The sequence below is a fragment of the Arthrobacter sp. GQ119 genome, from assembly GCF_059759125.1.
On the sequence record NZ_JCAXEA010000019.1, the window covers coordinates 46578 to 72582 of the forward strand.

General features: G+C 66.5%; 25 protein-coding genes. 15 read left to right on the forward strand and 10 right to left on the reverse strand.

The features are described 5' to 3' along the window. Positions 1 to 187: 187 nt before the first annotated feature. Positions 188 to 598, reverse strand: coding sequence for a hypothetical protein (locus tag AC6CH3_RS17355; RefSeq protein WP_498133591.1), 411 nt, complete (start codon positions 596 to 598; stop codon positions 188 to 190). A 119-nt stretch (positions 599 to 717) separates the two neighbouring features. Here AC6CH3_RS17355 and AC6CH3_RS17360 point away from each other — a divergent pair, with 119 nt between their 5' ends. The 9 genes from AC6CH3_RS17360 to AC6CH3_RS17400 all read left to right on the forward strand — a co-directional run bounded on the left by AC6CH3_RS17360 (position 718) and on the right by AC6CH3_RS17400 (position 10270). Continuing rightward, entirely contained in the window at positions 718 to 1434 is a 717-nt protein-coding gene (locus tag AC6CH3_RS17360) for a FadR/GntR family transcriptional regulator (RefSeq protein ID WP_498133592.1), read from the forward strand. Positions 1435 to 1467: 33 nt separating this feature from the next. Beyond that, positions 1468 to 2583, forward strand: coding sequence for an asparaginase (locus AC6CH3_RS17365; protein ID WP_498133593.1), 1116 nt, complete (start codon positions 1468 to 1470; stop codon positions 2581 to 2583). A 9-nt stretch (positions 2584 to 2592) separates the two neighbouring features. Further along, positions 2593 to 4023, forward strand: coding sequence for an aspartate ammonia-lyase (locus tag AC6CH3_RS17370; protein WP_498133594.1), 1431 nt, complete (start codon positions 2593 to 2595; stop codon positions 4021 to 4023). A gap of 54 nt (positions 4024 to 4077) precedes the next feature. Next, the gene (locus tag AC6CH3_RS17375; RefSeq protein WP_498133595.1) at positions 4078 to 5619 is read left to right on the forward strand and encodes an amino acid permease; all 1542 of its coding nucleotides are present in this window, start codon (positions 4078 to 4080) and stop codon (positions 5617 to 5619) included. Between the two features lie 195 nt (positions 5620 to 5814). After that, positions 5815 to 6063 (forward strand): SCO4226 family nickel-binding protein, encoded by a 249-nt coding sequence (locus AC6CH3_RS17380; RefSeq protein ID WP_498133596.1) that lies wholly within the window; start codon positions 5815 to 5817, stop codon positions 6061 to 6063. A 138-nt stretch (positions 6064 to 6201) separates the two neighbouring features. Further along, positions 6202 to 7578, forward strand: coding sequence for an MBL fold metallo-hydrolase (locus tag AC6CH3_RS17385; RefSeq protein WP_498133597.1), 1377 nt, complete (start codon positions 6202 to 6204; stop codon positions 7576 to 7578). 34 nt (positions 7579 to 7612) lie between these two features. Continuing rightward, a complete protein-coding gene (locus AC6CH3_RS17390) occupies positions 7613 to 8107 on the forward strand; it encodes a universal stress protein (protein WP_498133598.1) in 495 nt (164 codons plus the stop codon). A 119-nt stretch (positions 8108 to 8226) separates the two neighbouring features. Beyond that, entirely contained in the window at positions 8227 to 9543 is a 1317-nt protein-coding gene (locus tag AC6CH3_RS17395) for an ATP-binding protein (RefSeq protein ID WP_498133599.1), read from the forward strand. 94 nt (positions 9544 to 9637) lie between these two features. Next, a complete protein-coding gene (locus AC6CH3_RS17400) occupies positions 9638 to 10270 on the forward strand; it encodes a transmembrane-type terpene cyclase (RefSeq protein WP_498133600.1) in 633 nt (210 codons plus the stop codon). Positions 10271 to 10289: 19 nt separating this feature from the next. Here the strand turns inward: AC6CH3_RS17400 and AC6CH3_RS17405 are convergent, their stop codons facing one another. Together AC6CH3_RS17405 and gluQRS are read right to left on the reverse strand one after the other, a co-directional pair. Next, positions 10290 to 10841, reverse strand: coding sequence for an HD domain-containing protein (locus AC6CH3_RS17405; protein WP_498133601.1), 552 nt, complete (start codon positions 10839 to 10841; stop codon positions 10290 to 10292). 26 nt (positions 10842 to 10867) lie between these two features. Further along, on the reverse strand, positions 10868 to 11749 hold the full coding sequence (gluQRS, locus tag AC6CH3_RS17410; RefSeq protein ID WP_498133602.1) for a tRNA glutamyl-Q(34) synthetase GluQRS: 882 nt from the start codon (positions 11747 to 11749) through the stop codon (positions 10868 to 10870). A 358-nt stretch (positions 11750 to 12107) separates the two neighbouring features. Here gluQRS and AC6CH3_RS17415 point away from each other — a divergent pair, with 358 nt between their 5' ends. Next, positions 12108 to 12566 (forward strand): Lrp/AsnC family transcriptional regulator, encoded by a 459-nt coding sequence (locus tag AC6CH3_RS17415; RefSeq protein WP_498133647.1) that lies wholly within the window; start codon positions 12108 to 12110, stop codon positions 12564 to 12566. Between the two features lie 186 nt (positions 12567 to 12752). Then, positions 12753 to 15494: an FG-GAP-like repeat-containing protein gene (locus AC6CH3_RS17420; RefSeq protein ID WP_498133603.1), complete on the forward strand. Its 2742-nt coding sequence runs from the start codon at positions 12753 to 12755 to the stop codon at positions 15492 to 15494. A 70-nt stretch (positions 15495 to 15564) separates the two neighbouring features. Here AC6CH3_RS17420 and AC6CH3_RS17425 read toward each other — a convergent pair whose 3' ends face one another. After that, on the reverse strand, positions 15565 to 16020 hold the full coding sequence (locus AC6CH3_RS17425; RefSeq protein WP_400580720.1) for an Lrp/AsnC family transcriptional regulator: 456 nt from the start codon (positions 16018 to 16020) through the stop codon (positions 15565 to 15567). A gap of 105 nt (positions 16021 to 16125) precedes the next feature. Here AC6CH3_RS17425 and AC6CH3_RS17430 point away from each other — a divergent pair, with 105 nt between their 5' ends. After that, positions 16126 to 16773 carry a LysE family translocator gene (locus AC6CH3_RS17430; protein ID WP_498133604.1) on the forward strand — a complete coding sequence of 216 codons (648 nt, stop codon included), beginning with the start codon at positions 16126 to 16128 and terminating at the stop codon, positions 16771 to 16773. Positions 16774 to 16785: 12 nt separating this feature from the next. On the opposite strand, the gene AC6CH3_RS17435 is transcribed toward AC6CH3_RS17430, so the two are convergent. From AC6CH3_RS17435 to AC6CH3_RS17460, 6 genes are all read right to left on the reverse strand, one after another. Continuing rightward, the gene (locus tag AC6CH3_RS17435) at positions 16786 to 17145 is read right to left on the reverse strand and encodes a nuclear transport factor 2 family protein (protein WP_498133605.1); all 360 of its coding nucleotides are present in this window, start codon (positions 17143 to 17145) and stop codon (positions 16786 to 16788) included. Between the two features lie 61 nt (positions 17146 to 17206). After that, entirely contained in the window at positions 17207 to 18169 is a 963-nt protein-coding gene (locus AC6CH3_RS17440) for a hypothetical protein (protein ID WP_498133606.1), read from the reverse strand. A gap of 26 nt (positions 18170 to 18195) precedes the next feature. Beyond that, the gene (locus tag AC6CH3_RS17445; protein ID WP_498133607.1) at positions 18196 to 18699 is read right to left on the reverse strand and encodes a DUF456 domain-containing protein; all 504 of its coding nucleotides are present in this window, start codon (positions 18697 to 18699) and stop codon (positions 18196 to 18198) included. A 166-nt stretch (positions 18700 to 18865) separates the two neighbouring features. Further along, positions 18866 to 20071, reverse strand: a complete 1206-nt coding sequence (locus AC6CH3_RS17450; RefSeq protein ID WP_498133608.1) for an NAD(P)-dependent malic enzyme — start codon at positions 20069 to 20071, stop codon at positions 18866 to 18868. A 279-nt stretch (positions 20072 to 20350) separates the two neighbouring features. Further along, positions 20351 to 20950 (reverse strand): TetR/AcrR family transcriptional regulator, encoded by a 600-nt coding sequence (locus AC6CH3_RS17455; RefSeq protein ID WP_498133648.1) that lies wholly within the window; start codon positions 20948 to 20950, stop codon positions 20351 to 20353. Between the two features lie 160 nt (positions 20951 to 21110). Continuing rightward, entirely contained in the window at positions 21111 to 22412 is a 1302-nt protein-coding gene (locus AC6CH3_RS17460; protein ID WP_498133609.1) for an MFS transporter, read from the reverse strand. A 163-nt stretch (positions 22413 to 22575) separates the two neighbouring features. Here AC6CH3_RS17460 and AC6CH3_RS17465 point away from each other — a divergent pair, with 163 nt between their 5' ends. From AC6CH3_RS17465 to AC6CH3_RS17475, 3 genes are all read left to right on the forward strand, one after another. Then, a complete protein-coding gene (locus AC6CH3_RS17465) occupies positions 22576 to 23682 on the forward strand; it encodes a thermonuclease family protein (protein ID WP_498133610.1) in 1107 nt (368 codons plus the stop codon). Positions 23683 to 23721: 39 nt separating this feature from the next. Continuing rightward, positions 23722 to 24231, forward strand: coding sequence for a ribonuclease E activity regulator RraA (gene rraA / locus AC6CH3_RS17470; protein ID WP_498133611.1), 510 nt, complete (start codon positions 23722 to 23724; stop codon positions 24229 to 24231). A gap of 107 nt (positions 24232 to 24338) precedes the next feature. Then, positions 24339 to 25994, forward strand: a complete 1656-nt coding sequence (locus AC6CH3_RS17475; RefSeq protein ID WP_498133612.1) for an MDR family MFS transporter — start codon at positions 24339 to 24341, stop codon at positions 25992 to 25994. Positions 25995 to 26005 lie beyond the last annotated feature (11 nt).

Below are 26005 nucleotides of genomic sequence, written 5' to 3' on the forward strand. Positions count from 1 at the left end.
CGTGCCGTTCTCTGCCTGATACACATCGTACGCTCTGACTGGGAGAAGCATTAGCACGATATCGGAACGTTCGTACCGACTGCCTTAAATCTAAGGGAAACGAAATCTGCTACTGATAAGAATTAGCCTGTGGCCCTTGCTCTTCCATCGCTCTTCAATATTCTGTGCGGCATGCAGGATGTTGTCCTCAAAAAAGCGGCGCGGTGTTCTTCTCCACCAATGCAGGGTTCCCCACTGCTTCCCGCTTTTTCTTGAGGAACCCGGCTCGCTGATATCGCTGGGCCAGAATGAACCCGGCGGGCGCGCCTTGTTCGTAGGATTCAACAAAAACGGCCTCCTGCCGCCCGTCCTGAGTGGTCATAAAACCGTCCCAGGCGACGGCTGCGCGGTCAGGGAAGGGCTCTTCCCGGACGGATCGCCTGGCTGCGGCGACGCTTTCCTGAAGCTGGCCCGCGAGGTAACGCTGCAGATCCCGTCGATCGCCGTTTTCCCGAATAACAAAAGGTACGAGGTCGACGCCCGATGAGACGACCGAATCGATCGCGTGATCCAACGCCATGAATGCAAGGTTGACAAGTTCCTCTGAATATTCGTCCATGGCAGGAGGGTATCGGCCCGTGGCGGCAGAAGGATACAGCCCAGCAGCCGACTCGCAGAAAAGCCACCCTCCAGCACCTCCGGGTTGACACCAGGTGTGACCAGTGCCATATTTTAAGCGTGAACCTGTCAGACAGCCGGACAGCCGGACAGCAGAGTGGAGGAACTCCCGCACCACTGGCCCGCCTCAGCGCCGCGGAAGCCGTGTTTAACGCCATCCGCGGAGACATCGAAACCGGCAAGGTGGCCGTTGGCGCCAAGCTCAGTTCCGAGGCTGCCCTCGCACAGCAGTACGGCGTCAGCCGCTCCGTGATCCGCGAGGCCCTCCGCTCCTGCACTGCCCTGGGCCTGACGGTGACCCGCACTGGGCGGGGCACGTTCGTCGTCGCCGACCACGTGGCCAACGACCTTGTCCTCGGCCAGTTCTCGGCACGCGACCTCAACGAGGCGCGGCCGCATATCGAAGTCCCCGCCGCCGGGCTCGCCGCCGAACGCCGGACAGCAGAGGACCTGGAGGTCCTCCGCTCCATGGTGGCGTCCATGGCCGGGGAAACCGATCCCGAAGCCTGGGTGGCGCTCGATTCCGACTTCCACGCCGCCATCGCCCGCGCCAGCGGCAACAAGGTCTTCGAAAGCGTCGTGGCGGACATCCGCGACGCCCTGACCCACCAGTCCGAAACCCTGAACCTGGTCACAGACCGCCAGCACGCCTCCGACATAGAACACCAGCGCATCCTCGACGCCATCGAAGCCGGCTCGGCAACGGATGCCAGCGCCGCCATGAGCACCCACTTGCTCGCCGTCGGCGAGGCCCTCGACTCCATCCTCAAGCAGTAACCGCCAGCAGTAACCCACCACCCCAAGGACTCCATGCCCTCCCCCGCCATGCCGGCAAGCCCTTCGTTCACCGCGCCTGCTGCAGCGGCGCCTGCCCCAGCAGCCGTTGCAGCGGCACTGCCGCGCCACGAACCGCTTGCCTTCCAGACCCGCGACGGCCTCGTGGAAAGCATCCACTACGGCTCGCTGATCGCTGCCGCACCGGACGGCAGCACCCTGCTCTCCGTCGGTGAGCCGCAGGCCGCGTTCTATCCGCGGTCATCGCTCAAGCCGCTGCAGGCCGTGGCCTTGGTCCGCGCAGGGCTCGACATCCCGGCTGACCTCCTGGCCCTCACCGCCGCAAGCCATTCCGGAGCCGCGGAGCACCGGAACGGCACAAACCGGATCCTGGACATGCACGGGCTCACCGCCGCTGCACTCGAGAACAGCGCCGACCTGCCCTACGGCGTGGCCGAACGCGAAGAGTGGGTGCGAGAGGGCGGCCGGGCCACCCAGATCACGCAGAACTGCTCGGGAAAGCACGCCGCCATGGCCGCCACCTGCGTCATCAACGGCTGGCCGGTACGGGGCTACCTCGACCCGTCCCATCCTTTGCAGCAGCTCGTCAGGGAAACCGTGGCCGAGCTGACCGGTGAGCAGCCGTCCGGCATCAGCACCGACGGCTGCGGCACCCCGCTCTTCGCGCTGTCCCTCCGGGGGATGGCCCGCGCCTTCGGCCGGCTCGCCGCCGCAGGACTCCCGGATGGCGCCTCCAACGACGGCGGGACGGCCCCCGCAAGTCCGGAAGCCGCCGTCGCGCATGCCATGCGTCGCCACCCGGAGATGGTGGCGGGAGAAGGCCGCGACGTCACCGAGCTCATGCGCCTCATGCCAGGCCTGCTGGCGAAGGACGGCTTTGAGGGCATCCAGGCCGTGGGGCTGCCGGACGGCCGTGCCATCGTCATCAAGATTTCCGACGGCGGCGACCGCGCCCGCATGCCGGTGACCGTCCGCGCGCTGGAAGCGCTCGACGTCGACACCGCACCGCTCGCCGGCATCGCCACCGGCCCCGTCCTCGGCGGCGGCAGGCCGGTGGGCCTGCTCCAGGCCGCTGATTTCCTCTCTTCTGTCCCTGCCAACGACTCCGTCCCTGCCAACGATGCCAACTAAGGACTGCACATGACCGAAACCCTGCCCCTGCCGGAGGCGCAAGACCTGCACGTCCGGTCCGAGCATGACCTGCTCGGTGACCGCGATGTCCCCGCGGGCGCCTACTGGGGTGTCCACACGCTCCGCGCGGTGGAGAACTTCCCCATCACAGGCCAGCCGCTCTCCACCAACATGCACCTGGTCCGCGGCCTGGCCGCCGTCAAACTCGCCGCCGCCCGCACCAACCTGGAACTCGGCCTCCTCGACGCCGAACGCGCCGCCGCCATCGAACAGGCCTGCCAGGACATCCTGGACGGCCGCCTCCACGAGCAGTTCGTGGTGGACGTCATCCAGGGCGGCGCCGGGACGTCCTCGAACATGAACGCCAACGAGGTCATCGCCAACCGGGCCCTGGAAATCCTGGGACACCCCAAGGGCGACTACGCCCGGCTGCACCCCAACGACCACGTCAACCTGTCCCAGTCCACCAACGACGTCTACCCCACTGCCATAAAGCTCGGCACCATCTTCGCTGTCAAGGAGCTCCTGGCCGCACTGGAAGTCCTCGAAAACGCCTTCGCCGAGAAGGCCCTGGAATTCCGCACCACGGTCAAGATGGGCCGCACCCAGCTCCAGGACGCCGTGCCCATGACCCTGGGCCAGGAATTCGGTACCTACGCCATCACCATCGGCGAGGACCGGCTGCGCCTGGCCGAAGCGGACCTGCTCATCCACGAAATCAACCTCGGCGCCACCGCCATCGGCACCGGCCTGAACGCCGCTCCCGGCTACGCCGAGGCCGCCTGCCGGCACCTGGCCGACATCACCGGGCTACCCCTGGTGACCGCCGTCGACCTCATCGAGGCGACCCAGGACGTCGGCGCGTTCGTCCACCTCTCCGGCGTGCTGAAGCGCGTTGCCGTCAAGCTCTCCAAGATCTGCAACGACCTCCGGCTGCTCTCCTCCGGACCCCGTGCCGGCCTCGGCGAGATCAACCTCCCCGCCGTACAGTCGGGATCCTCGATCATGCCCGGCAAGATCAACCCGGTGATCCCGGAAGTGGTCAGCCAGGTGGCCTACGAAGTCATCGGCAACGACGTCACCATCACCATGGCGGCCGAAGCCGGGCAGCTCCAGCTCAACGCCTTCGAACCCATCATCGTGCACAGCCTGCACAAGAGCATCTCCCACCTCGAAGCCGCCGCCCGCACCCTCACCACACGCTGCGTCCGCGGCATCACCGCCAACACCGAACACCTGCGCCTCACCGTGGAACAATCCATCGGCCTGGTCACCGCCCTGAACCCCCATCTGGGCTACGCCACCGCCACCGCCATCGCCCAGGAAGCCCTCGCAACGGGCAAGGGCGTCGCCGAGCTCGTCCTCGCACACGGCCTCCTCACCGCCGGGCAACTCCAGGAACTCCTCAGCCCCGAACGCCTGGCCAACCTCAGCAAGTAACCACCACCGCCCCCCCAACCGGAAACCCCAAAACCGGAAACCAAAGGATCCCCCATGCCCAACCCCCTACAGGGCGTCGCTACCGAAGCGGCCATCACGGACCACACCGTCCCGGCCCAGGCCCACGCCACCGAATCGCTCCTTCACGCGGAGGACAAGGGCTACCACAAGAGCCTCAAGCCGCGGCAGATCCAGATGATCGCCATCGGCGGCGCCATCGGCACCGGACTGTTCCTCGGCGCCGGCGGCCGGCTCAACGCCGCAGGCCCTTCGCTCGTGATCGCCTACGCGGTCTGCGGGTTCTTCGCCTTCCTCATCCTGCGCGCCCTGGGCGAACTCGTCCTGCACCGCCCCTCCTCGGGCTCGTTCGTCTCCTACGCCCGTGAGTTCTACGGCGAGAAGGCCGCGTTCATCTCGGGCTGGTTCTACTGGATCAACTGGGCCACCACCACCATCGTGGACATCACTGCCGCGGCCCTGTACATGAACTTCTTCGGCAACTACGTCCCCTGGATGGCCGCCGTGCCGCAGTGGGCCTGGGCGCTGATCGCACTGGTTGTTGTGCTGTGCCTGAACCTCGTTTCGGTCAAGGTCTTCGGCGAGATGGAGTTCTGGTTCGCGCTCATCAAGGTCGCAGCGCTGGTCGCATTCCTGGTCATCGGCAGCTACTTCGTCATCTTCGGCACCCCGGTCGCCGGGCAGGAAGTCGGATTCAGCCTCATCGCCGACAACGGCGGCATCTTCCCGAACGGGCTGCTGCCGATGATCATCCTGATGCAGGGCGTCCTGTTCGCCTATGCCTCCATCGAGCTCGTGGGCACCGCCGCCGGCGAGACCGAGAACCCTGAGAAGATCATGCCCAAGGCCATCAACTCCGTGGTCTTCCGCATCGCCGTCTTCTACGTCGGCTCCGTCATCCTGCTGGCGCTGCTCCTGCCCTTCACCTCCTACGAAAAGGGCGTCAGCCCCTTCGTGACGTTCTTCGGCTCCATCGGCATCCAGGGCGTGGACGTCATCATGAACCTGGTCGTCCTCACCGCGGCCCTGTCCTCCCTGAACGCCGGCCTCTACTCCACCGGCCGGATCCTGCGCTCCATGTCCGTCGCCGGCTCCGCCCCGAAGTTCGCCCAGCGCATGAACAAGGCGGGCGTCCCCTATGGCGGCATCGCCATCACCGCCGGCGTATCCCTGCTCGGCGTCCCGCTGAACTACCTCGTCCCGTCCCAGGCCTTCGAGATCGTCCTGAACGTCGCCTCCGTGGGCATCATCGTCACCTGGGCCACCATCGTGCTGTGCCAGATGCAGCTCAAGCGCTGGGCGGACAAGGGCTGGCTGAAGCGCCCGTCCTTCCGGATGTTCGGCGCCCCCTACACCGGCTACCTCTCCCTGCTGTTCCTCCTCGGCGTGCTGGTCATGGTCTTCATCGACTCGCCGCTGACCCTGCTGGTCACGGTCGTGGCCTGCGGGTTGATGGTGGGCGGCTGGTACGCCTGCCGGAAACAGATCCATGAGATCGCCGAAACCCGCGACGGCTTCACCGGCATGTCCCCGGTGGTCGCCAACCGCCCCGGGCCGGGAGCGGCTGACCGCATCTGACCCCTCCGGCTAAGCGCTAACGGGTTTTTGATCACGACGGCGGTGGCATGTGCGGTTCTGTTTTCACGGAACCGCACGTGCCGCCGTCGTTCTGCCTTTAAGTGGGCACCAAATCCTCTTGACGGGGGCAGGGCACAGGTCTACCGTCAGCCCCATCCCGGGTATTCACCGTCGAAGCAATTAGGGAGCGTCATCATGCCGGAATTCATGGATGTCCACCGCAACATGGCGGGACTGACCCAGGAAGCCCTCAAGCAAGCACACGAGGCCGACGTCGCCATTCAGAGCGAGGAAGACGTGGTGTTCAAGAATGCCTGGGCCGACCCCGACTCCGGGCTTGTCTACTGCCTCTCCGAGGCGCCGTCCGCGGATGCCGTGAAGCGCATCCATGAGCGCGCAGGCCATCCCGCAGACGAGGTCCACCCCGTCCCCCTGAAGGTCTGAAACCGCCAGGCCAGGGAATTTCTGCACCGCTTTCGGCCGCCCAGAGAGGCACCGGCCCCGCGAATCAGGGCCGGTGCCTCCGTGCAGGCCGGCAAAGTGGAGCAGAACTGCGGGAGCGTCGCGGGAAAGGACCGGTTTATGGACGTTGTTGTTATCGAGACCCCGCAGCTCGGGGACCGCAGCTACCTGGTCCACGACGGCCACGTGGCCCTGGTGATTGACGCCCAGCGCGACACAGACCGCATCGAGGAAGCCGCCCGCGCCGCCGGAGTGCGCATCACGCACGTCGCCGAAACCCACATCCACAATGACTACCTCACCGGCGGCCTGACCCTTGCCCGAGCCCACGGTGCCACCTACCTGGTCAACGCTGCGGACGCGGTCGGTTTCGAGCGGGAACCCATCGCGGACGGCCAGACAGTGCCGATTGGCCGGCTGTCACTGCGAGCCGTCAGCACCCCCGGGCACACGCACACCCACCTGTCCTACATCGTCAGTTCGGAGGACGGGGAGCAGGCCGTATTCTCGGGCGGCAGCCTGCTGTACGGCTCAGTGGGGCGGACCGATCTGCTCGGTCCGGCAGACACCGACGAACTGACGAGGAACCAGTACGCCTCGGTCCGCAGACTGGCCGATGAGGCGGGTCCCGCGGCAGCGCTGTATCCCACCCACGGCTTCGGATCGTTCTGCTCGGTGGGGCCGTCCACTTCCGCCAGATCATCGACCATCGGCGAGCAGCTCACCACGAACCACGCACTCACTGATCCTGATCCCGAGCACTTCGTCGCCGAGCTCCTGGACAATCTTGCGGCCTACCCCTCCTATTACGCGCACATGGCTCCGATAAACCTCACCGGCCCGCCGCCCGCAGACCTGGGCCTGCCGGAGCCGCCGGATGCCGACGAGCTGACCCGCCGGCTGGCCAACGGCGAATGGGTGGTGGACCTCCGACGCCGCATGGCCTTCGCCAGCAATCACCTGAAGGGCTCCGTGTGCTTCGAATACGGCTCAGGATCCATGTTCAGCTCCTACCTGGGCTGGGTCATCCCCTGGGGCGAGAAACTGACGCTGGTGGGCAGCCGGGACGACCTGCAGCACGCCGTCCGGGACCTCTCCCGGATCGGCATCGACCGGCCGGATGCCGCCGTCGGAACAGAGCCTGCGGCGCTGGCTCCGAACGCCCCGCTGGCCTCCTATCCGCGGGTCGACTGGGCCGCCGTCGTCGTTGACAAGCCGGACGGCGACACCGTCCTCGATGTGCGGCGGGCCAATGAGTTCGCCGAGTCCCACGTGGCAGGTGCGGTGAACGTGCCGCTGCACGAACTGCTGGGCCGGCTCGGCGAGCTCCCGGAGGGCCGGATCTGGGTGCACTGCGCCTCGGGATACCGTGCGGGGGTGGCCGCCAGCCTCCTGCAGCGGGCCGGCCGGGATGTGGTGCAGATCGATGCCCGATTCCGCGAGGCCGCCCGCGCCGGCGTGCAGGTGCAGGTGCCGGTGCAGGGGCCGTCCGGCTAGGGCGCAGGAGAATCCTCGTTTCAAGGAGAACACGATGGACACAGAAGGAAAAGTGGTCGTCGGCGTCGACGGTTCGGAATCGTCGGTGCAGGCGCTCCGGCTCGCGGCCCGGCTGGCGCCGGCCCTGGACTCCCGGATCCACGTTGTCGCCTGCTGGGACTTCCCCCAGATGTACGCCGGCTACATTCCCCCGGACTTTGCGGCGTTTGAGGAGTCCGCCGCGAAGATCCTGGCCGAGACCATAGCCAAAGCCTTCGGGCCGGCTGGGCACGATGCGCCGGAGGGACTGAGCCAGGAGCTGGTCCGCGGGCCGGCAGCTGCCAAACTCGTGGACGCCGGAGCCGGTGCGGCGATGCTGGTGGTGGGGCGCCGCGGCCATGGCGGGTTCCTCGGCATGCACCTGGGATCCGTGAGCTCGGCCTGCGTTTCACACGCTGACTGCCCGGTCCTGGTGGTCCACACGGACGGCAGCCACCGCACGCACCATCTCCGGAAGGACGCCACGGGCCAGGACCCGTCCCAGCCGTAGATCCGGTCCTTTCCCGGGCGTAAACAACGCTCCGCAGTCCCATGCGCGGGCGCGATCACCTATGCTCAGCAGAGCACCTGAGCCCAGGCTCAACGACGAACCCACACAGGAGCAATCTCATGACCAACTGGCGGATCAGGGACTTTCACACGGCGGACCTGGACGGCATCCTGCATCTGTGGGAGTCCCTCAAAGCCACGAATGTTGAGCCCGTTTACGCGCTCTCCGAAGTGCTGGCGTCGTGCGAAAAGGACCATGCAGTGGTGGCGGTGCAGGGCGACCTGGTGGTCGGTGCCGCCGTCGGCCGGGCCGCCCATGACCAGGGCTGGATCGTCTTCCTGGCCACCCTCCCCGAATACCGCGGCCGCGGGATCGGCACGTCCCTGCTTGCCGCCGTCGAAAACCGGATGGCCCCGCACGGGCTGAACAAGCTCTCCGCGCTCATGCCGGAATCCGAAACCCGCGTGGAGGCCTTCCTGAGCCAGGGCTTCCTGCTGAAGAAGAACCTGCGCTACTTCGAGCGGACCATTCCCGTCCAGCGACAGGAGCTTGAGCCGCTCGGCCTCCTCGGCGGCCGTGTCCTCGCCCGCGACCTGTGGGAGAACGTGGCCGGAATGCGCCGCGAGAAGGAGCTGCTGGAGCGCCGGCTGGTCCTCCCGCTGGCCGAGGCCGACCTCGCCGACGAATTCGGCGTGGTGCCGCCGCGCGCCGTCGTGCTGTTCGGTCCGCCGGGAACGGGCAAGACCACCTTCGCCAAGGCTATTGCTTCCCGCCTGGAGTGGCCGTTCGTGGAGGTGTTCCCCTCCCGGCTGGCCTCCGATCCCAAGGGCCTCGCCGGTGCGCTGCGCGAGACGTTCCTGGAAATCGCCGAGCTTGAGCACGCTGTGGTGTTCATCGACGAGGTGGAGGAGATCGCCTCCCAGCGCTCGGGCGAGCCGCCGTCCCCGCTGCAGGGCGTCACCAACGAACTCCTCAAGATCATCCCGGCCTTCCGCGAACAGCCCGGCCGCCTGCTGGTCTGCGCCACCAACTTCATCCGGGCCCTGGACTCGGCCTTCCTGCGCCACGGCCGCTTCGACTACGTCATTCCCATTGGGCTGCCCGACCGCCAGGCCCGCGAAGCCATGTGGCAGCGCTTCATCCCCGCCGCGGTGGTGGACGACGTCGACGTCGAACTGCTCGTGGACCGCACCGAGGGCTTCTCCCCCGCGGACATCGAGTTCGCGGCGCGCAGCGCCTCCCAGCGGGCCCTGGAAAAAGCAGTGTACGACGACGGCGGGCTGGCCTCAGGGGGCACCGTTTCCGTCCGCGAGGCCGTGCGGAAGGGTCCCGCCACGGAGGACTACCTCGACGCCATCGCCGACACCCGGACCACGGTGAGCAAGGAAGTCCACGAACAGTTCCTCGAGGACATCGACGCCCTGGGCCGTGTGTAGCTGCCCGCCATTTCGACGGTTCCCTGCTGGCTAGACGCCGGCTGACGTCGAGTGGGCACGGAACCGTCGAAACGGCGGCAGGAAGGAGGAACCCGTGATCCTGTTCCTGACTGTTGTGAGCGGGCTGGCCTGGACCGTGGTGTACATCGAGGCCATACGGATCGGATTCAGGGACCGGAGTTACGCCATTCCGGCAGCGGCCCTGGCGCTGAACTTTGCCTGGGAGGTCATCTACGCCTCACGGTCCGCCGTTACGGGGCTTTCCGCGCAGGGCGTCTTCAACATCGCGTGGGCCCTGGCTGATGTCCTGGTCCTGTACACCTTTTTCCGGTTCGGCAGGTCCGAACTCCCGGCGTGGGTCACGCAGAAACTCTTTGTCGGCTGGGGCGTCCTGCTGGGCATAGCTGCCTTCGCGGTGCAGGGGCTCTTCGTCGTGGAGTTCGGCTGGGACGACGCCGCCAAATATGCTGCCTTCCTGCAGAACCTGCTGATGTCCGGGCTGTTCATCGCCATGTTCGTGACCCGGGCCGGCACGCGGGGACAGTCCCTGCTGATTGCGGTGGCGAAGTGGATAGGCACGCTCGCGCCCACCATCGTTTTCGGCTGGTACGGGAACTCACCGCTGATCCTTGGAGTGGGTGCCCTCTGCAGCATCTTCGACCTTGCCTATATCGGCCTGCTGTGGAGGGCGGGCCTGCGCTTCCGGACGCCGGCGGCCCGGGGATGACGCGGCGCTGACAAATTCCTTAGTTTGCCGGCGTCCCGTCCAGCTCTCCCAGCAGCCACGGGTTGATCCGCTGCAGGATCTTCCGGACTTCTTCCTCGGGAACGGCTGCGTACAGCACCGGCCGGGCATCGGCATACCGGGTGACCGGCGGCTTGTCCGGCCACTTCTCTGCCAAGGCCTGCACGCGCTCCGGGAGGGAGTTGTGCGCGTTGTCGGCGATCTTCACGAGAGTGGCGTCATGGTCCTCGGCGATGAAACGGATGCCGGCCTGATAGTCGTCGGGGTCGTCGTGCAGCCGCTTCGTGACGCGCTCGATGATCCGCACGGCCCGTTCGGAGACGCCCATGTCGAGCAGCGCCTGCCTGGTCATGGGAGTGTCCTCCGCGATGTCGTGGAGGTACCCGGCGATCCGGATGTCGTCGTCGAAGTCCTCCAGCGCATCCCCCACGGCCAGCACGTGCTCGCGGTACGGGCGTTTGAGCTTGTCCTTCTGACGGTTGTGCGCCACTTCTGCAAGGACCTTGGCGGTCTCTACGGTGAATCGTGCTTCCGGCAATCCTTGTTCTGGCATACCCTCAGCGTACCGACCGCCTCCAACTACACGCCCGGCCAGACCCACGGCACGCGCGGGAGGGCCGCAGGATCGAACGCACGGAGTGCTGCCTCCAGGGAATCTGCCGGCAAATCCAGCGAGTCCAGGATCATCCGCCGGACAGCATCTGCCGGCATGCCGACGGCGGCGAGATCGCGCAGCGTGACGGCCCCGTCCCGCTTGGCCAGCCGTGCGCCGTCGGCGTTCACCACGAGTGGAACATGGGCATATTCCGGAACAGGCATATTAAGGAGGGAGGCGAGGTATGCCTGCCGGGGCGTGGATGGGAGCAGGTCATCACCCCTCACCACCTGGTCTATGCCCTGTTCGGCATCATCCACCACCACGGCCAGGTTGTACGCCGTCACACCGTCGTTGCGGCGGAGTACGAAGTCATCCACCACTCCGGTGAAGGTGCCGTGCATGGCATCCTCCACCGTCCACTCCGTAGCGGAGGAGCGCAGGCGGACGGCAGCGGGCCGGACCGAGCGCCTGAACTCCACTTCCGCCGTCGAGAGCCTCCGGCAGGTTCCCGGATATGCGCCCTGGGGTGCATGCGGCGCGGACGGCGCTTCCTGGATTTCCCTGCGCGTGCAGAAACACTCGTAAGTCAGCCCTGCGGCGGCCAGCCGGCCGATCGCAGCCTTGTACAGCGGCTCCCTGTCGGTTTGCCGCACGACGTCACCGTCCCAGGAAACGCCGACGGCGGCCAGGTCGCGGAGCTGCTGTTCCTCCGCCCCGGCGCGGGCACGGTCCAGGTCTTCGACGCGCAGCAGGAAACGCCGGCCGGTGGACCGCGCAAACAGCCACGCGAGCATCGCCGTCCGCAAATTGCCCACATGAAGTTCACCCGACGGGCTGGGGGCGAAGCGGCCGGCACTAGTCATGTCGTCCAGCCTATGCCGAGCAGCACAAGAGCCCCTCAGCTACCGCGCTGTCCCGGCGTACGCGGGGCTCGGTGGCTCAGGGGCTCTTGCCGTACCGGTTCCTGGCTGCGGAAGTGCGGCACTGCTTGCGGAATGACGATGCGTGAACAAGTGTCAATCAGCGGCGGCTTCCTTGCGGGAAGCGTCGTCCAGGAACCGGGTGGTGTGCCGGTAGGCCTGTGAGCCTGCGGAGTTTGGCGGTAGCCGCGCCCTTGTTGCCACTATTTGAGCAGAAGTCCTACAGTAGGCGCAAAGGGCGGCGCTGAATGTGGTCAGACTGATCACTGGCTGTACGTCAAACCGACAGGGAGTGATCAGATTGCAGCAGCTGGATGCCACCGACCGGAGGATCCTCGCGGCGCTCGACGACGACCCCCGGGTCCCCATCATGGTGCTCGCCCAGCGGCTCGGCCTGGCGCGCGGCACCGTCCACTCGCGGCTGGAACGGATGACCGAGTCAGGGGCGCTCCGCCCGAACAGCAGCCGTGTGCTTCCTGCCGCACTGGGCCGTGGCGTGGCGGCGGCAGTCAGCGCCGAGCTGGACCAGAGCCACCTCAACGAGGCCATCGCCGCCCTCCGGAACATCCCGGAAGTGCTGGAGTGCCATGCACCGGCCGGTGACACCGATCTGCTGATCCGCGTGGTGGCCACCAGCCCGGACGATCTCTACCGGGTGTCGGAGGAGATTCGGCTGTGCCCGGGCATCGTCCGGACATCCACGAGCATGTTCCTTCGGGAGGTCATTCCCTATCGGACCACCGGGCTGCTCGGCGGCTGACGGCGTGCCTCACGCGCCACGCCGGACCTGCGCAAATCATTGGCTAAAACTGCGGATATTCTGACGGCGGTCCTGCGGCGCCGACTGTAGCCTGATTCAGCACCTGCCGCCGGAATCCGTCCCCGGCAGCCGGTGCGCCTCCATCCCAAGGTCTCAGCTTAGGGTTCGGTCTCACTAAGGAACTCCATGCGCTCATTTTCCCGTTCAATCGCCGCAGCGACCGGGCTGCTGGTCTTCGCCGCCGGATTGGTCTCCCTGCCGGCGGGCCCCACGTTCGCAGCTCCAACCCATCAGACTGCTGATCACGCCCACGATGCTCCGGAGACGCAACTCGTGCCCGGCACCCCGCACGGGGAGCACATGTACGAATCAGCGCCGGGCGTCCCCATGGACACTCCGCCGACCGGAACGGCCCTCCAGACAGAAGCCGGGGTCCTTGCTTCCGCGCCGATGACGGTGAAGCTCGTGACAGCCAAACTCGCCGACAACAAGAACGCCGTCTCCATGACGGCGGCGGACCAGGCGATCGTAGCCACCAGCAACTACTGGAAGGCGATGTCCAACGGGCGCATCTCGATGACCGTCACGAGCCGGGTCGCGGGGCACCAGTCGGCGGCCACGTCCTCGATGTCCTACTACGACATGATCAACAAGATCACATCCGAGCTGAAATGGACCTACGGCACCAACACCGCGCTCGTGGTCTTCGTTCCCACCGCCACCCTCTCCTACGGTGCGCTGGGGGCCGGCTTCAGCAGCAACGGCAACAGCGGCCGCGTCCTGATGCCGCAGATCAACACCACCTTCACCAAGAGCGTTCTCACCCACGAGTTCGGCCACGTGCTGGGCGCCATGCACGCGGACGCCCTGCAATGCGGCAGCGGCGCCAGCGACGTGGCGACCACCAGCACCGGCCAGTTCAAGGACTCCAGCTGCTACATCCGTGAATACGGCGACACCACCGACCTGATGGGTGCGTCCCGGTACAGCATGCCCGTGGTCAGTTCCCCCTTCTGGGACTCCCGCGGACTCGGCCGGGGCGATGAGGTCCGCGACCTCGGGATTGCGACAGGCATCAAGAGCTACACGCTGCGGCCGTGGGGCGGCACACTCGCGAACCGGGCACTCAAGTTCACCGACCCCGTCAGCCGTGAGACTTATTACCTCGAGCTGCGGCAGCCGGTGGGCTACGACAGCTACTTGAGCAGTGACTACGCCGGCAACCGGGGCGTGAAGATCGTGCAGCCCGGCGGGGCGACTCCAGTCTCATCCCTGACGCTCATGCCCTCCACCATTCCCTTCAGCGGCTACTACAGCGCGAACCATGCCTGGCAGGCCGGACGCACGTTCACCACGCACGCCGGAACCACGGTGACGATCAATACCGTCACTGCCGACTACGCCGCCGTGACCATCAACGCCGACCCCGCCCTGCGGGCAAAGATCCAGTTCTCCGCCGGCGACTTCAACGGCGACGGGCGGGCGGACGTGCTCTCCCGCGAGTCCGACGGTTCCCTCATGCTGCTCGCCGGCCAGGCCGGAAACAAGCTCGGGGCACCCGTCCGGTTCGCTGGCGGCTGGAACATCTTCAACACAGTGGTGGGCGACGTCGACTTCACGGGGGACGGATTCCCGGACATCTTCGGCCGCACGTCGGCGGGCGAATTCTGGCTCTACCCGGGCAACGGCAAGGGCGGCTTCCTTCCCCGCATCCGCATCGGGGGCGGCTGGCAGATTTTCCAGCGCCTCGTCACTCCCGGCGACGTGACCGGCGACGGCAAGGCGGATCTGGCGGGCATCAAATTCGATGGAACACTCTGGGTGTACCCCGGCAACGGCAAGGACGGCCTCCTGCTCCCCAGCAAGGTGGGCGCCGGATGGGGCACCTTCAACGCCGTCGCTCCGGGCAGCGGGTTCAGTGGCACCGGCGGCGGGCTGTTCGCGCGCAGCCAGACCGGATCGCTCTTCTTCTACCCGGCAAACGGGGCCGGCGGATTCCTCGCAGCCACCAGCCTGGGGGGCGGCTGGGGTTCGTTCAAGGACCTCATCGGCGGACACGACTTCACCGGGGACGGGCAAAGGGACCTGCTGGTCACCACCGCAACAGGCCCCGCCGCACTCTACCCCGGAAACGAGACCGGCCGCTTCGCCACCCGGGTCACGGTTCCCGGCACGGACTGGGACGAGTACCGCCAGGTCTGGGAGGCCGGCGACGCCACGGGCGACGGCCGCGCGGACATTTTGGCGCTCACATCGCAGGGAACGCTGTGGCTTCACCCCGGCAACGGCTCCGGCGGTTTCCAGACCGCCCGGCAGCTCAACTCCGGATGGCAGACCTATGACCAGATCTTCAGCGCCGGTAACTTCGACGGAACCGGCGGACTGGACCTGATAGCGCGGGATGCGGCCGGCGTGCTCTGGGTCTACCCCACCGACGGGAAGGGCAAGATGCTGCCGAGAAAGCTCCTGAGCACGATCTTGGCCGGTTTCAGCCGCTTCCTGTCTCCGGGGGATTTCACCGGCGATGGAAAAAGCGACCTCTTTGCCCAGTCACCCGACGGGCGGCTCTGGCTCTACCCCGGCAACGGTGTGGGCGGCCTGCAGCCCCCCAAGGCTATGGGATACGGATGGAACGCCTTCGACCAAATTGTCAGCGCCGACGACTTCACCGGAGACGGCAGGAACGACATCATGGCCCGCACCCCGGCCGGTACGCTATGGCTGTATCCGGGTAACGGCGGAGGCGGTTTCCTTCCGAGGAAGCAGCTGGGCAGCGCCTGGAACATGTACAAGTCCATAGCAAACGTGGGCCGGTTCGCAGGGACCGTCAGCCCTGGCCTCATCGCGACGGCGCCGGACGGCCAGCTGTGGCTATACGCAGGCAACAGGCAGGGCGGCTTCCAGGCGTCCATCCTGAACCCCCGCTAAACCGGTCGCCCAATAAGCACCACAACGGCAGGCCGCGGAAGATCCCCTTCCGCGGCCTGCCGCGTTTAACCTATACCGGCGGACCGGCGTTGGACTTGAGGTTCTTCATCACCAGCGTTGACGTGAGCCGCTCGACGCCGGGCAGCACCGTCAGTTCACTGTCGTAGAACCGCTGGTAGGAAGGCAGGTCTTCCGCTATCACCTTGAGCAGGTAGTCCGGCGAGCCGAACAGCCGCTGCGCCTCCACGATGTTGGGGTTGTCGGCAACCCGGTTCTCGAAGATCTCCATGGTGGGCTGGTCCACCTGCCGCAGTGTCACGAAGACGATGGCTTCGAATCCCAGCCCGACGGCGGACGGGTCAATGTCCGCCTTGTATCCGCGGATCACCCCCGAGGCCTCCAGGTCCCGGAGCCGGCGGTGGCACGGCGCCACGGTCAGTCCCACCTTTGCAGCGAGCGCCGTGGCGGTCATCCGGCCGTCCTCTTTGAGGTGGCGCAAAATATTTCTGTCGATGTGGTCGATCACGCAAAGATCTTACCCTCGTGGCGGGAGTCTGCGCGAAATCAGGGAACACTTATGGCGGTAAATTTCCTAGGCTTTTCGCATTGCCCGTCAACGAGGAGCCCCGCCATGAATCCTGAGCTTTTCCTGGCCTTCGTGGTGGTCGCCGCCGCCTTGGCCTGCACCCCCGGTGTGGACTGGGCCTACACCATTGCGGCAGGGCTCGGACGCCGCAGCTTCGTACCTGCGGTGGCGGGCCTGTGCAGCGGTTATGTGCTGCACACGGTGCTCATGGTGGCCGGGTTGGCAGCCCTGCTGGCGGCCCTTCCGGGGCTCCTCGGCTGGATCACGGTCGCCGGGGCCGGCTACCTGCTGTGGCTGGGAAGCGCAACCATCCGGTCCTGGCGGAGTGCGAGCTTCACCGTCGCGGGTGCAGCGGATAATTCCGGCCGTAACCAGTTCCGGTCGTTCTTCCAGGGGATGGGGACCAGCGGCATCAACCCCAAAGGCCTGCTGTTCTTCATTGCCCTCGTGCCCCAGTTCGTCAGTGCCGAGGCACCGCTGCCCGTGCCGGTGCAGTCGGGGCTGCTTGGCCTGACGTTCGTGCTGCTGGCCGCTGTCGTCTATACCGCCGTGGCCCTGCTGTCCCGGAGGCTGCTCCAGTCCCGGCCGGGCGCCGCCCGCCGGGTGACACTGGCGAGCGGCATCATCATGGTGTGCCTCGGTGCCGCGCTCCTCTTCGAGCAGTTGGCGCCCCTCCTCGCGGGGCCCGCCTAACGGCAAGCAGCCTCACGTCTTGCGCTCCATGAACCACTCGGTGAAGGCGGTCGCCCGCCCGTCCGGTGCGAGCCGGATGACCCAGAGGTTTTCGTAGCTGGGCCGGTCGTCCAGGTAGGTGGTGCGTCCCTGGACGAAGGCGAGGTCGCCGTCGGATCCGAGCACTGACCACTCGAACCTCCAGTCCTCGGGTTCGTCGGCGGAGGCGATCCACCGGTCCACGATCTGCTCACGGCCGCGCCAGGCATCCGGGTCGTACGGGCGGGTTGCGTAGACGGCGTCCTCGGTGAAAAGCGCCCGGATATCGTCCGGCGCATTCGTTTCCCACGCTGCGATGTACTTTTCCATCCATTGCCTGATTGCGTCAGTCATTTGTCCGTTGTACCCCCGGGCCCGCGTACCCACAAGAGGGGCGCAGGGTGAAACGGCGCCGTCAGTCGCCGTCCAGCTCCTTCCACTCCTGTTCCCAAAGCCTGCGCGCCTCCACGTCCTTGCGGATGACCTCGAAGGTTTCGAGCTCGGCGCGCCGCCGCCGCCAGTCCCGTGGGTTCAGGGATTTCCGGCCGTTGTCCAGCACGAGCAGGGCGCGGTCCGTGATGGCGTCGTTGCGCAGCGCCAGATTGGTTTTCCGCCGCCGCAGGACTTCCTTCAGCGCCCGTTGCGCGTGCTCATGGGCGCCGAGGCGGCGGAGGGACCGCCCCCGGAGCAGCAGCAGGGCCGCGGAGAGGTCGTCGGCGTTGAGCAAGCCTTCGGTCCAGACAACCACCTCCTGGTCGCGCCCGAGGGTGTAGGCCAGCGCGCACCTCGCCAGGGCGGTTGGCAGCGACGGCGGAAGCATGGTCAGCGCTTCAAGGGCGGCTTCAGTCTGGCCCGTCTCGCGCAGGGACTGCGACAGTGCGAGGAACACCGACTCCTCACTGAACAGCACCGGAACCTCGATGCGCTCGGCGACCTCCACCCGGGTGACCACGCGGGTGAGGTAGCTGGCCGCAAACTGGTTCGCTTCGTCGTCGTTCCTGATGCTGAGGCCGCGCTGCAGCAGCTCCACCGCGCGCAGGTACCCGCCCTGCTTGTGCGCGAGCAGGCCGGCCATGACGTAGCACAGGCCCGCCCAGCCGGGGTGCTCCCGGCCCACGGCGATCAGCCGGTTCGGGTCGGTGTTGTTGAAGATGGCGTCGTAGACCGCCTTGGCGGTTTTGCCGGGTAGGAGCTTCAGCCTGGGGACGCTGCCATCCACGCCGATCAGGGCGGCATCACGGCCGCCCAGCACCCCATGGATCAGGCCGCCGACGCCCTCGGCGATTTCCCGTACAGGCGTCCGGATCAGTCCGGCGCCAAAAGGAGTGAGGTCACGGGTGTCACGGTAGATCGGTCCTGGAATCTGCCCGGCGCTCATTCTTCCATGCTAGTAGCCGCACGAATCTAGCCCGAAGCCGCGCCAACCCACACGCCGATCACCCAGGTGCTGGCGGCAAGGCAGGCGAGGCCGAACTCCACGAGGATGCCCAGTCCGGTGGCTTTGAGGGCGGCCCAGCTGGTTGTCAGGGCCGTGCCGAAGTTCCGCGTCCGGTGGACCTCGCTGAGCAGCAGCCCGGCGGCGAAACCCACGAAGAGGCCCACCACGGGGATGAGGAACATGCCGGCGATCCCCAGTACGATGCCCGCGGCGACACTCCGGTTGGGAATTTTGTGCTGTTTGAGCTTTCGCCCGGCCAGCACGGCACTCGCTGCCATCCCCGCCAGCACGAAAATCATGCCGATGCCGAATACGACCCATCCGATGGCCCCTTCGCCTCCCCAGATGGCCCAGGCCAGCAGGCCCAGTCCAATCAGGAAGCCGCCGGGCAGCACGGGGATAACGGTGCCGGCCACGCCCACCACGATGGCCAGGCCGCACAGGATGGTCACGACAGTCTGGGCGTTCATGCCCCCAGTCTAGGATCCGGCAGTCTGGGGCACGGCAGTCTGGGGTCCGGCAGCGGGCGGCCTCACCGCTGCCGTGAGGTCCCCTCTCCCTTAAAGAACGACGACGGCGGTGCCGCCCGGCAAGGGGGCGGCACCGCCGTCGTGATCCTCAGTCAGATCCGTCGGTTCAGACGGCGTCTTCCGCTGCCGCAGCGGCGACGGCGGCCGTCACGGCCGGTGCCACGCGCGGGTCCAGGGGGCTGGGCACGATGTAGTCGGCGGACAGGTTCTCCTCAGCCAGTTCAGCAATGGCGCGGGCTGCGGCAAGCTTCATGGCCGGGGTGATGCGGCGGGCGCCGGCATCGAGCGCTCCGCGGAAGATTCCGGGGAAGGCCAGGACGTTGTTGATCTGGTTGGGGAAATCGCTGCGTCCGGTGGCGACGACGGCGGCGTAGCGGGCGGCAACGTCGGGCAGGACTTCCGGGTCCGGGTTGGACAGCGCGAACACGATGGAGCTCTGGTTCATCAGCTTCAGGTGCTCCTCGTCCAGCTTGGAGGACGAAACACCGACGAAGACGTCTGCGCCGAGGAGAGCCTCGCCGGGACCGCCGGTGATGCCGCGCGGGTTGCTGCGCTGCGCCATCTCGGCCTTCTTGCTGGTGGGATCGGCGGCGATGTCGGCGCGCTCGGCGCTGATGGCGCCGCGGGAGTCCAGCAGCACCACATCCTTGACGCCGGCCGTGAGGAGGATTTCCGCGACGGCGATGCCTGCGGCTCCGGCGCCGGAAACCACGACGCGCAGGCCTTCGAGCTCGCGGCCGGTGACCTTGGCGGCTCCCGTCAGCGCGGCGAGGACCACGACGGCGGTGCCGTGCTGGTCATCGTGCATCACGGGGCAGTCGAGTGCTTCAATGAGTTTTTCTTCGAGCTCGAAGCAGCGCGGGGCGGAGACGTCTTCAAGGTTGACGGCGCCGAAGCTGGGACGGAGCCGGACCAGCGTTTCCACGATCTCGTCCACGTCGGTGGTGTTCAGGACCAAGGGAATGGAGTCCAGCTCACCGAATGCCTTGAAGAGGGCGGACTTGCCCTCCATGACCGGAAGGGATGCGCTGGCGCCGATGTTGCCGAGGCCCAGAACGGCGGTGCCGTCACTGACCACGGCAACCAGGCGCTGGGCCCAGGTGTGGGTCTTGGCCAGTTCCGGATTGGCGTGGATGGCGCGGCTCACCTGGGCGACGCCGGGCGTGTAGGCGATGGAAAGGTCGCGCTTGTTGTCGAGCGGGACCGTGCTGGTGATGGAAAGCTTGCCACCCTCGTGGGAGGCAAAGATTTCCTGCTCCGTCAGCGCCTCGGCCGCGGTGTTGTCGATGGGGGCAATCGTTTCAGTGGACACTTCGTTGTCTCCTTGGCTAGCCGTGGGCGCACGGCACAGTATGGCTCAAGCGTGGGAGGCTCAAGATGGTCAGGTGCGCGCTTCATGACGGGTCCACAAGGTGGCGGGGCCTGTCCGGAAGCCCGCGGGGTGCGGGTTGCTAGCCACTCCGGTCCTGCAATGGTAAACAGTGGGGGACGCCGCTCTTTGCCAGATGAGGCCCGCGGGCGGACTTAAAACGGATCTTGTGCCCAAATTCACCCGATATGACCCCATTTCGAGGCCAGTGGTCTAGACCGGTTACGCAGTGTGGCGCATGGAGCGTGGGCGCGGAACCAGCAGTGCGCAGGCGTTCTTCAGGTCTTCCTCTGCCTCGAAGAGCGACAGTCGGCGGCAGCGGACCGACTGGACTAGACCGGTAACGGTCAGCAGCAGCACCCGCGAGATGCCGGTGTCGCCGCTGGCAGAGGTCACGGCCCGCTCGGACAGGGTGTCGATTTCACGAAGCAGCGTGGTGGTGTCCCGGTCTTTGACGTACACGCCCTTGCTGAGGCAATGCTCCACGGCCGGCTGCATCACGCGCATGTGGAAAATCTCCATCACCACGCCGGACAGGGCGTGGACGCGCATCGTCCCGGCGCCGGGCCAGCTGCCCACCTTGAGCTCGCTCAGCTGATGCCGGTAGAGCGCAAGCATGAGGTGCGTCGCCGACGGGAAGTAGCGGTACAGGGTGCTGAGGGGGACATCGGCCTTGGCGGCAACCTCGGGCAGCGTCACGGACTTGATTCCCTTGCGCGCGAAGCCCGCTGCGACGTCCAGGATGCGGGCATACCGGGCCTGCTGCCGGGGCAGGGAAGGAGGAGCGGCCATGGGCGGAAGATCTGGATTAAATTCAAGCATCATCAGTCCGGAGGTTGAGATTCCTGGCAGCCAGGAGAGTCCCCATCCCGATCCTGCCCGCAATTCGCCCCCAACTATACGGCACCGTTTCCGGCCGCCCGCCCCTGGCCGGGAAGCAGGCCGGCCTCCGCCTGGCGGAAAGCAGGCCAGGCAGCGGTACTCAGTCCACGCCCTTGATCTTCACCACGAACACGGAGCCCAGCAGGCCGATCACCGCGGCGGCGACATAGAGCGAAACGTATCCGCCCCAGAACGCAACGAAGGGCCAGGCGAGGACCGGCGCGATGACCTGCGGCAGGGAGTTGGCAATGTTGATGACGCCCAGGTCCTTTCCGCGGTCGCCGGCGCTGGGAAGGACCTGGGTGATCAGGGCGAAGTCCACCGCGAGGTAGGCGCCGAACCCGATGCCCAGGACGCTGGCACCCACAATGCCCCCGATCCAGGTGGGAGCAAAGGCGAGGATCAGCGACGCGGACGCGATGATGGCGGAGGAGGCGATGACCAGGGGCTTGCGCTTGCCCATGCGGTCGCTGAGCCGGCCGCCGATCACGCTCGTGATGATGACGAACACGGCGTACAGCGCGGTCAGCACCAGCACGCCGAACGCCGGCTCGAGTCCTGTGGTTTCCTTCAGGCGCACAGCGTCCGCGAGGAAGAACAGCAGGTACAGCGTGACCATGTGGTTGCCGATGTTCACGAGCAGCCGCGTGATCCACGCCCATGCGAAGTCGGAGTGGCGCAGCGGCCGGATGAAGCTGAGCAGGAAGGCGCGCCAGTTCAGCGCGGGCCTCGCTGCCGCGGGGAGCGGCGCGTCGTCGCTCTTGAACAGGTACATGACGACGCCCGCCACCAGGGCTGCGGCGCACACCACGTAGCCCAGCGCGAAATTCCCGCTGACGACGGCGGCAATCACCGCACCGAGCAGGACGCCCACCGTCTGGCCCATCGCGGCCAGGCCTCCCACGGTGGCGCGCTGCGGCACGGGCACCCGGTCGGGAACGGCGGCGGTGATGGCCGCGTAGGCACCGTTGCAGCCGGCCTGAACCAAGCACCACAGCAGCGTCATGACGGCCACATTGGGCGCCCCGGCTAAGCCAATCAGCGCAGCGGCCCCGAGGATTGCGCCCGCAAGCACCCATGGGACGCGCCGACCGAAGCGGGACGTGGTCCGGTCGCTGAATGCGCCGAAGAGGGGGTTGGCCACGAGCGACACCGCCGCGCCGGCGCCCGTCACCAGTGCCAGGATCGCTTCCTTCTGGCCGGGGTCGAAGTGCTCGGCCTGCTGGCCCAGCAGAACCTGGATGGGACCGAAGAACGCCGCGTTGATGCCGAGGTTGACCAGGACCACACCGGTGGTCCACACCGGCCTGACCCGGACGGTCGGCTCGGCGAGCGCAGTGGCCTGCCGCGAGCCCACTAACGCGGGGTCGGGAACTGCACCTGGAATGTCGGACAGACTCATGGCAGGCTCCCCCTGGATCGGTATTGATCGTGTGAAATCAGACTATCTCCAGGACGGCTGGAACAGTGTTCATTGCGGCGATAGAATGCCTTGCCTGCGCGCCTCTTGCCACTGGGGTACCTCTGCAGAGTCACGCATCACTTATTCCATGGGGGAAAGCACCTTGTCGCAAGAAACTCCTGGCCATCGCGTCCTCCTCAAATGCGCCGCTGTGGCGGTCGCCGCCGTCTTGGCGCTCACGGCCTGCACCACTAACAAGTCTGACCAGGCTTCCTCAGCGTCCGGTCCAGACGCATCCTCCACTGACGCGACTGTCATCCGCGTCATCGACGGAGATACGTTCGTAGCATTGACCAGCACTGGAGAAAAAACCGTCCGGCTGCTGAATGTGGACACCCCGGAAACCAAGGATCCCAACGGTCCCGTTGAATGTCTTGGTCCTGAAGCGACGACGGCGCTCGAGCAGCTCCTTCCCGTCGGGTCGGTGGTCCGCCTGGAGCTCGACGTAGAGCCGACGGACAAATACGGACGTACCTTGGCCGGCGTGTTCAGCTCGTCCGGCACCTTGATCAATGCGGAGGTCGCACGCCGCGGCATGGGCATTCCCATTCTCGTTGAGCCCAACCGCAAGTTCTATCCAGCGGTCGAGAAGGCCTTCGAAGAGGCGCGAATGCAGGCCGCTGGACTGAACTCGTTTGAGATCGCCTGCCTGCCGGCGCAACAGGTTGAGAATGTCGTCTCGGCGGTGGAGACGATCGTCGCGCTTCCGCTCTCCGACTCCAATTCGGCACTCGATACATCCAATGCTGCCCTTGTGACCGCCCTCGCAAGCATCGCGGCGCTCAAGACAGCATCGGCGGCCAAGAGCAAGATCCATTGGGCCGCTTACCGCCCGGCCGCGCTGGCCGCTCTCGTCTCACGGCTGGACACGTCAGCCTCCGCGGCAAAGGCACGGCAGTCAGCCATTCAGGGCAAAAAGAAGACCGTCGCGGATGCTGCAGCGGCAGCGAAGGCACGGGCGGAGGCTGAGGCAGCGGCGAAGGTGGCGGCTGACGCGGCGGCAGCGGCAAAGGCCAGGGCTGCTGCGGCAGCAGCGGCCGCAGAGAGTGAAAGAATCAGAAACCTCCCTCCGGTCTATGTTCCACCCGCACCGCCCGTATACGTTCCGCCGGTCGTTCCAGCACCGGCGCCGGTGACCGACCCGTACCCTGGCTACACGGGCCCGCGGTGCTACGCGCCAGGCGGCAAGACGTGGAGGCCTTGCGGATAATTAAGCAATGGTTGCCAGACATAGCCCCAAGGAGAACCAATGAGCGCTTCCCCTGCCAACGATGCGACGGCCCGCCAGGCGGCAGCCGTCAGCACGGCTGACCTCTACGACGAACGGGGCGAGGAGCTGGCCTCCATTGCCCTGCAGTTCCAGTCCCTGGGCGGCCACTCCCATTTCAGCGGCCCAGTCCGGACCATCCGGTGCCTTGAGGACAACGCACTCGTCAAGTCCACCCTTGGCTCGCCCGGCAACGGCGCCGTGCTCGTAGTGGATGGCAACGGCTCCCTGCGGACCGCCCTGATGGGGGACATGATCGCGGCGAGCGCCGTGGCAAACGGGTGGGCCGGCGTCGTCATTCACGGGGCCATCCGCGACCGCGAGGCGATCGCGGATCTGCCGCTCGGCGTCAAGGCCCTGGGAAGCAACCCGCGCAAGAGTGCCAAGGCGGGCGCCGGGGAGACCGACGTTGACCTGCTCATCGACGGCGTGACCATCCGGCCCGGCGCCACGATCTGGTGCGATCCGGATGGCATCCTCGTTGAGCGTTAGATAGTCGAGCGATAAATAATTGTGCCCTGCGGGAACAAAGCGGAAAGTAATATAGTTACTGAAAGCAACTATCAATTGCGAACCCCTTTTCTTCCCTTGGAGCACCCATGTCCAAAACTACCGCCGGACCCGCACCCGGAGAGGTCCTGACCAAGCGGCAAACCACCACCGTCATGGTGGGGCTCATGCTCGGCATGTTTCTCTCGTCGCTGGACCAGACCATCGTCTCAACGTCCATCTACACCATCGCCAACGACCTCGACGGCCTGTCGCTGCAGGCCTGGGCCACCACCGCCTACCTCATCACCTCCACTGTCACCACCCCTCTGTACGGGAAATTAAGCGATATCTTCGGCCGCCGCCCGCTCTACCTGGCCGCGATCGTGATCTTCCTCGCAGGCTCCCTCTACGCCGGCTCCGTGCAGTCCATGACAGAGCTGGCCATCGCCCGCGGCATCCAGGGCATGGGCGCCGGCGGCCTGCTGGCCCTCGCGCTGACCATCATCGGCGACATCGTTTCGCTCAAGGACCGGTCCAAGTTCCAGGGCTACTTCATGTCCGTCTTCGGCATCTCCTCAGTCCTTGGCCCCGTGGTGGGCGGTGCCTTCGCAGGTTCCGCCAACATCCTGGGCTTCGACGGCTGGCGCTGGGTATTCTTCATCAACCTGCCGATCGGCCTGGCGGCACTCGTTGTGGTCTTCCTGTACCTGCACCTGCCCGCCAAGCACGTGAAGCAGAAAATCGACTACTGGGGCGCCGCGGCCATCACCCTGGCCATTGTTCCGCTGCTCCTGGTGGCCGAACAGGGCCGCAGCTGGGGCTGGACCTCGGCACCTTCCCTGCTGTGCATCGGCCTGGGCGTCATCGGCATCGTGGCGTTCCTGGCGGCCGAGAAGCGCGCCGGGGACTACGCGCTGATTCCGCTCCGGCTCTTCCGCAACCTCACGTTCGGCCTGTCCTCGCTGCTGAACTTCATCATCGGCATCGGCATGTTCGGCGCCATCGCCATGCTCCCCATGTACCTCCAGCTGGTCAAGGGCCTCACCCCCACCGAGGCCGGGCTGATGATGATCACCTTCACGGTGGGCATCCTCTCCGGCTCCATCACCGCCGGACGGACCATCTCGGCATCGGGAACCTACCGGATCTTCCCGATCACGGGCACCGCCGTCCTCACCGCGGCCGCCGTCGTCATGGGACTCTCTCTGGGCGCTGACACCGAGCTTTGGGTCCCGGGCCTGATCGCGGTGTTCTTCGGCCTGGGCCTGGGCTTCTGCATGCAGCCGCTCACGCTCGCCATGCAGGTCTCCGTCCCGCCGAAGGACATGGGCGTGGGCACCTCCTCCGCCGCATTCTTCCGCTCCATGGGCGGCGCCGTGGGAACTGCCGTGTTCATCTCCATGCTGTTCAGCCTCGCTGCGGACAAAATCGGCACGGGCATGAAGGACGCCATGCAGAACGCCGAGTTCCTCAAGGTTCTCAACGACCCCGCCGTGGCCGCCGATCCCGCGAACGCCAAGCTGTACGAGTTCTTCGAGAACGGCGCCACCAACGACTCCCTCAACGACACCAGCTGGCTCCACTCGGCCAACCCCGTGCTGACCCGGCCCATCACCGAGGGCTTCGCGCACTCCATCGACGCGGTGATGCTCATCGCCGCGGTCCTCACCGGCATTGCATTCCTGATCAGCTTCGCCCTCCCGAACAAGAAGCTCACGGACCCGAAGGCCGCTGCCGCCAAGGAGCCGGTGGCTGCCCGCTGACCACCCGGGAA

Coding starts and splice junctions, on each gene's coding strand:
- AC6CH3_RS17355 (WP_498133591.1), bottom strand. CDS start 598: ATGGACGAATATTCAGAGGAACTTGTCAACCTTGCATTCATGGCGTTG.
- AC6CH3_RS17365 (WP_498133593.1), top strand. CDS start 1,468: ATGCCCTCCCCCGCCATGCCGGCAAGCCCTTCGTTCACCGCGCCTGCT.
- AC6CH3_RS17370 (WP_498133594.1), top strand. CDS start 2,593: ATGACCGAAACCCTGCCCCTGCCGGAGGCGCAAGACCTGCACGTCCGG.
- AC6CH3_RS17375 (WP_498133595.1), top strand. CDS start 4,078: ATGCCCAACCCCCTACAGGGCGTCGCTACCGAAGCGGCCATCACGGAC.
- AC6CH3_RS17380 (WP_498133596.1), top strand. CDS start 5,815: ATGCCGGAATTCATGGATGTCCACCGCAACATGGCGGGACTGACCCAG.
- AC6CH3_RS17385 (WP_498133597.1), top strand. CDS start 6,202: ATGGACGTTGTTGTTATCGAGACCCCGCAGCTCGGGGACCGCAGCTAC.
- AC6CH3_RS17390 (WP_498133598.1), top strand. CDS start 7,613: ATGGACACAGAAGGAAAAGTGGTCGTCGGCGTCGACGGTTCGGAATCG.
- AC6CH3_RS17395 (WP_498133599.1), top strand. CDS start 8,227: ATGACCAACTGGCGGATCAGGGACTTTCACACGGCGGACCTGGACGGC.
- AC6CH3_RS17405 (WP_498133601.1), bottom strand. CDS start 10,841: ATGCCAGAACAAGGATTGCCGGAAGCACGATTCACCGTAGAGACCGCC.
- gluQRS (WP_498133602.1), bottom strand. CDS start 11,749: ATGACTAGTGCCGGCCGCTTCGCCCCCAGCCCGTCGGGTGAACTTCAT.
- AC6CH3_RS17420 (WP_498133603.1), top strand. CDS start 12,753: ATGCGCTCATTTTCCCGTTCAATCGCCGCAGCGACCGGGCTGCTGGTC.
- AC6CH3_RS17430 (WP_498133604.1), top strand. CDS start 16,126: ATGAATCCTGAGCTTTTCCTGGCCTTCGTGGTGGTCGCCGCCGCCTTG.
- AC6CH3_RS17435 (WP_498133605.1), bottom strand. CDS start 17,145: ATGACTGACGCAATCAGGCAATGGATGGAAAAGTACATCGCAGCGTGG.
- AC6CH3_RS17440 (WP_498133606.1), bottom strand. CDS start 18,169: ATGAGCGCCGGGCAGATTCCAGGACCGATCTACCGTGACACCCGTGAC.
- AC6CH3_RS17445 (WP_498133607.1), bottom strand. CDS start 18,699: ATGAACGCCCAGACTGTCGTGACCATCCTGTGCGGCCTGGCCATCGTG.
- AC6CH3_RS17455 (WP_498133648.1), bottom strand. CDS start 20,950: ATGCTTGAATTTAATCCAGATCTTCCGCCCATGGCCGCTCCTCCTTCC.
- AC6CH3_RS17460 (WP_498133609.1), bottom strand. CDS start 22,412: ATGAGTCTGTCCGACATTCCAGGTGCAGTTCCCGACCCCGCGTTAGTG.
- rraA (WP_498133611.1), top strand. CDS start 23,722: ATGAGCGCTTCCCCTGCCAACGATGCGACGGCCCGCCAGGCGGCAGCC.
- AC6CH3_RS17475 (WP_498133612.1), top strand. CDS start 24,339: ATGTCCAAAACTACCGCCGGACCCGCACCCGGAGAGGTCCTGACCAAG.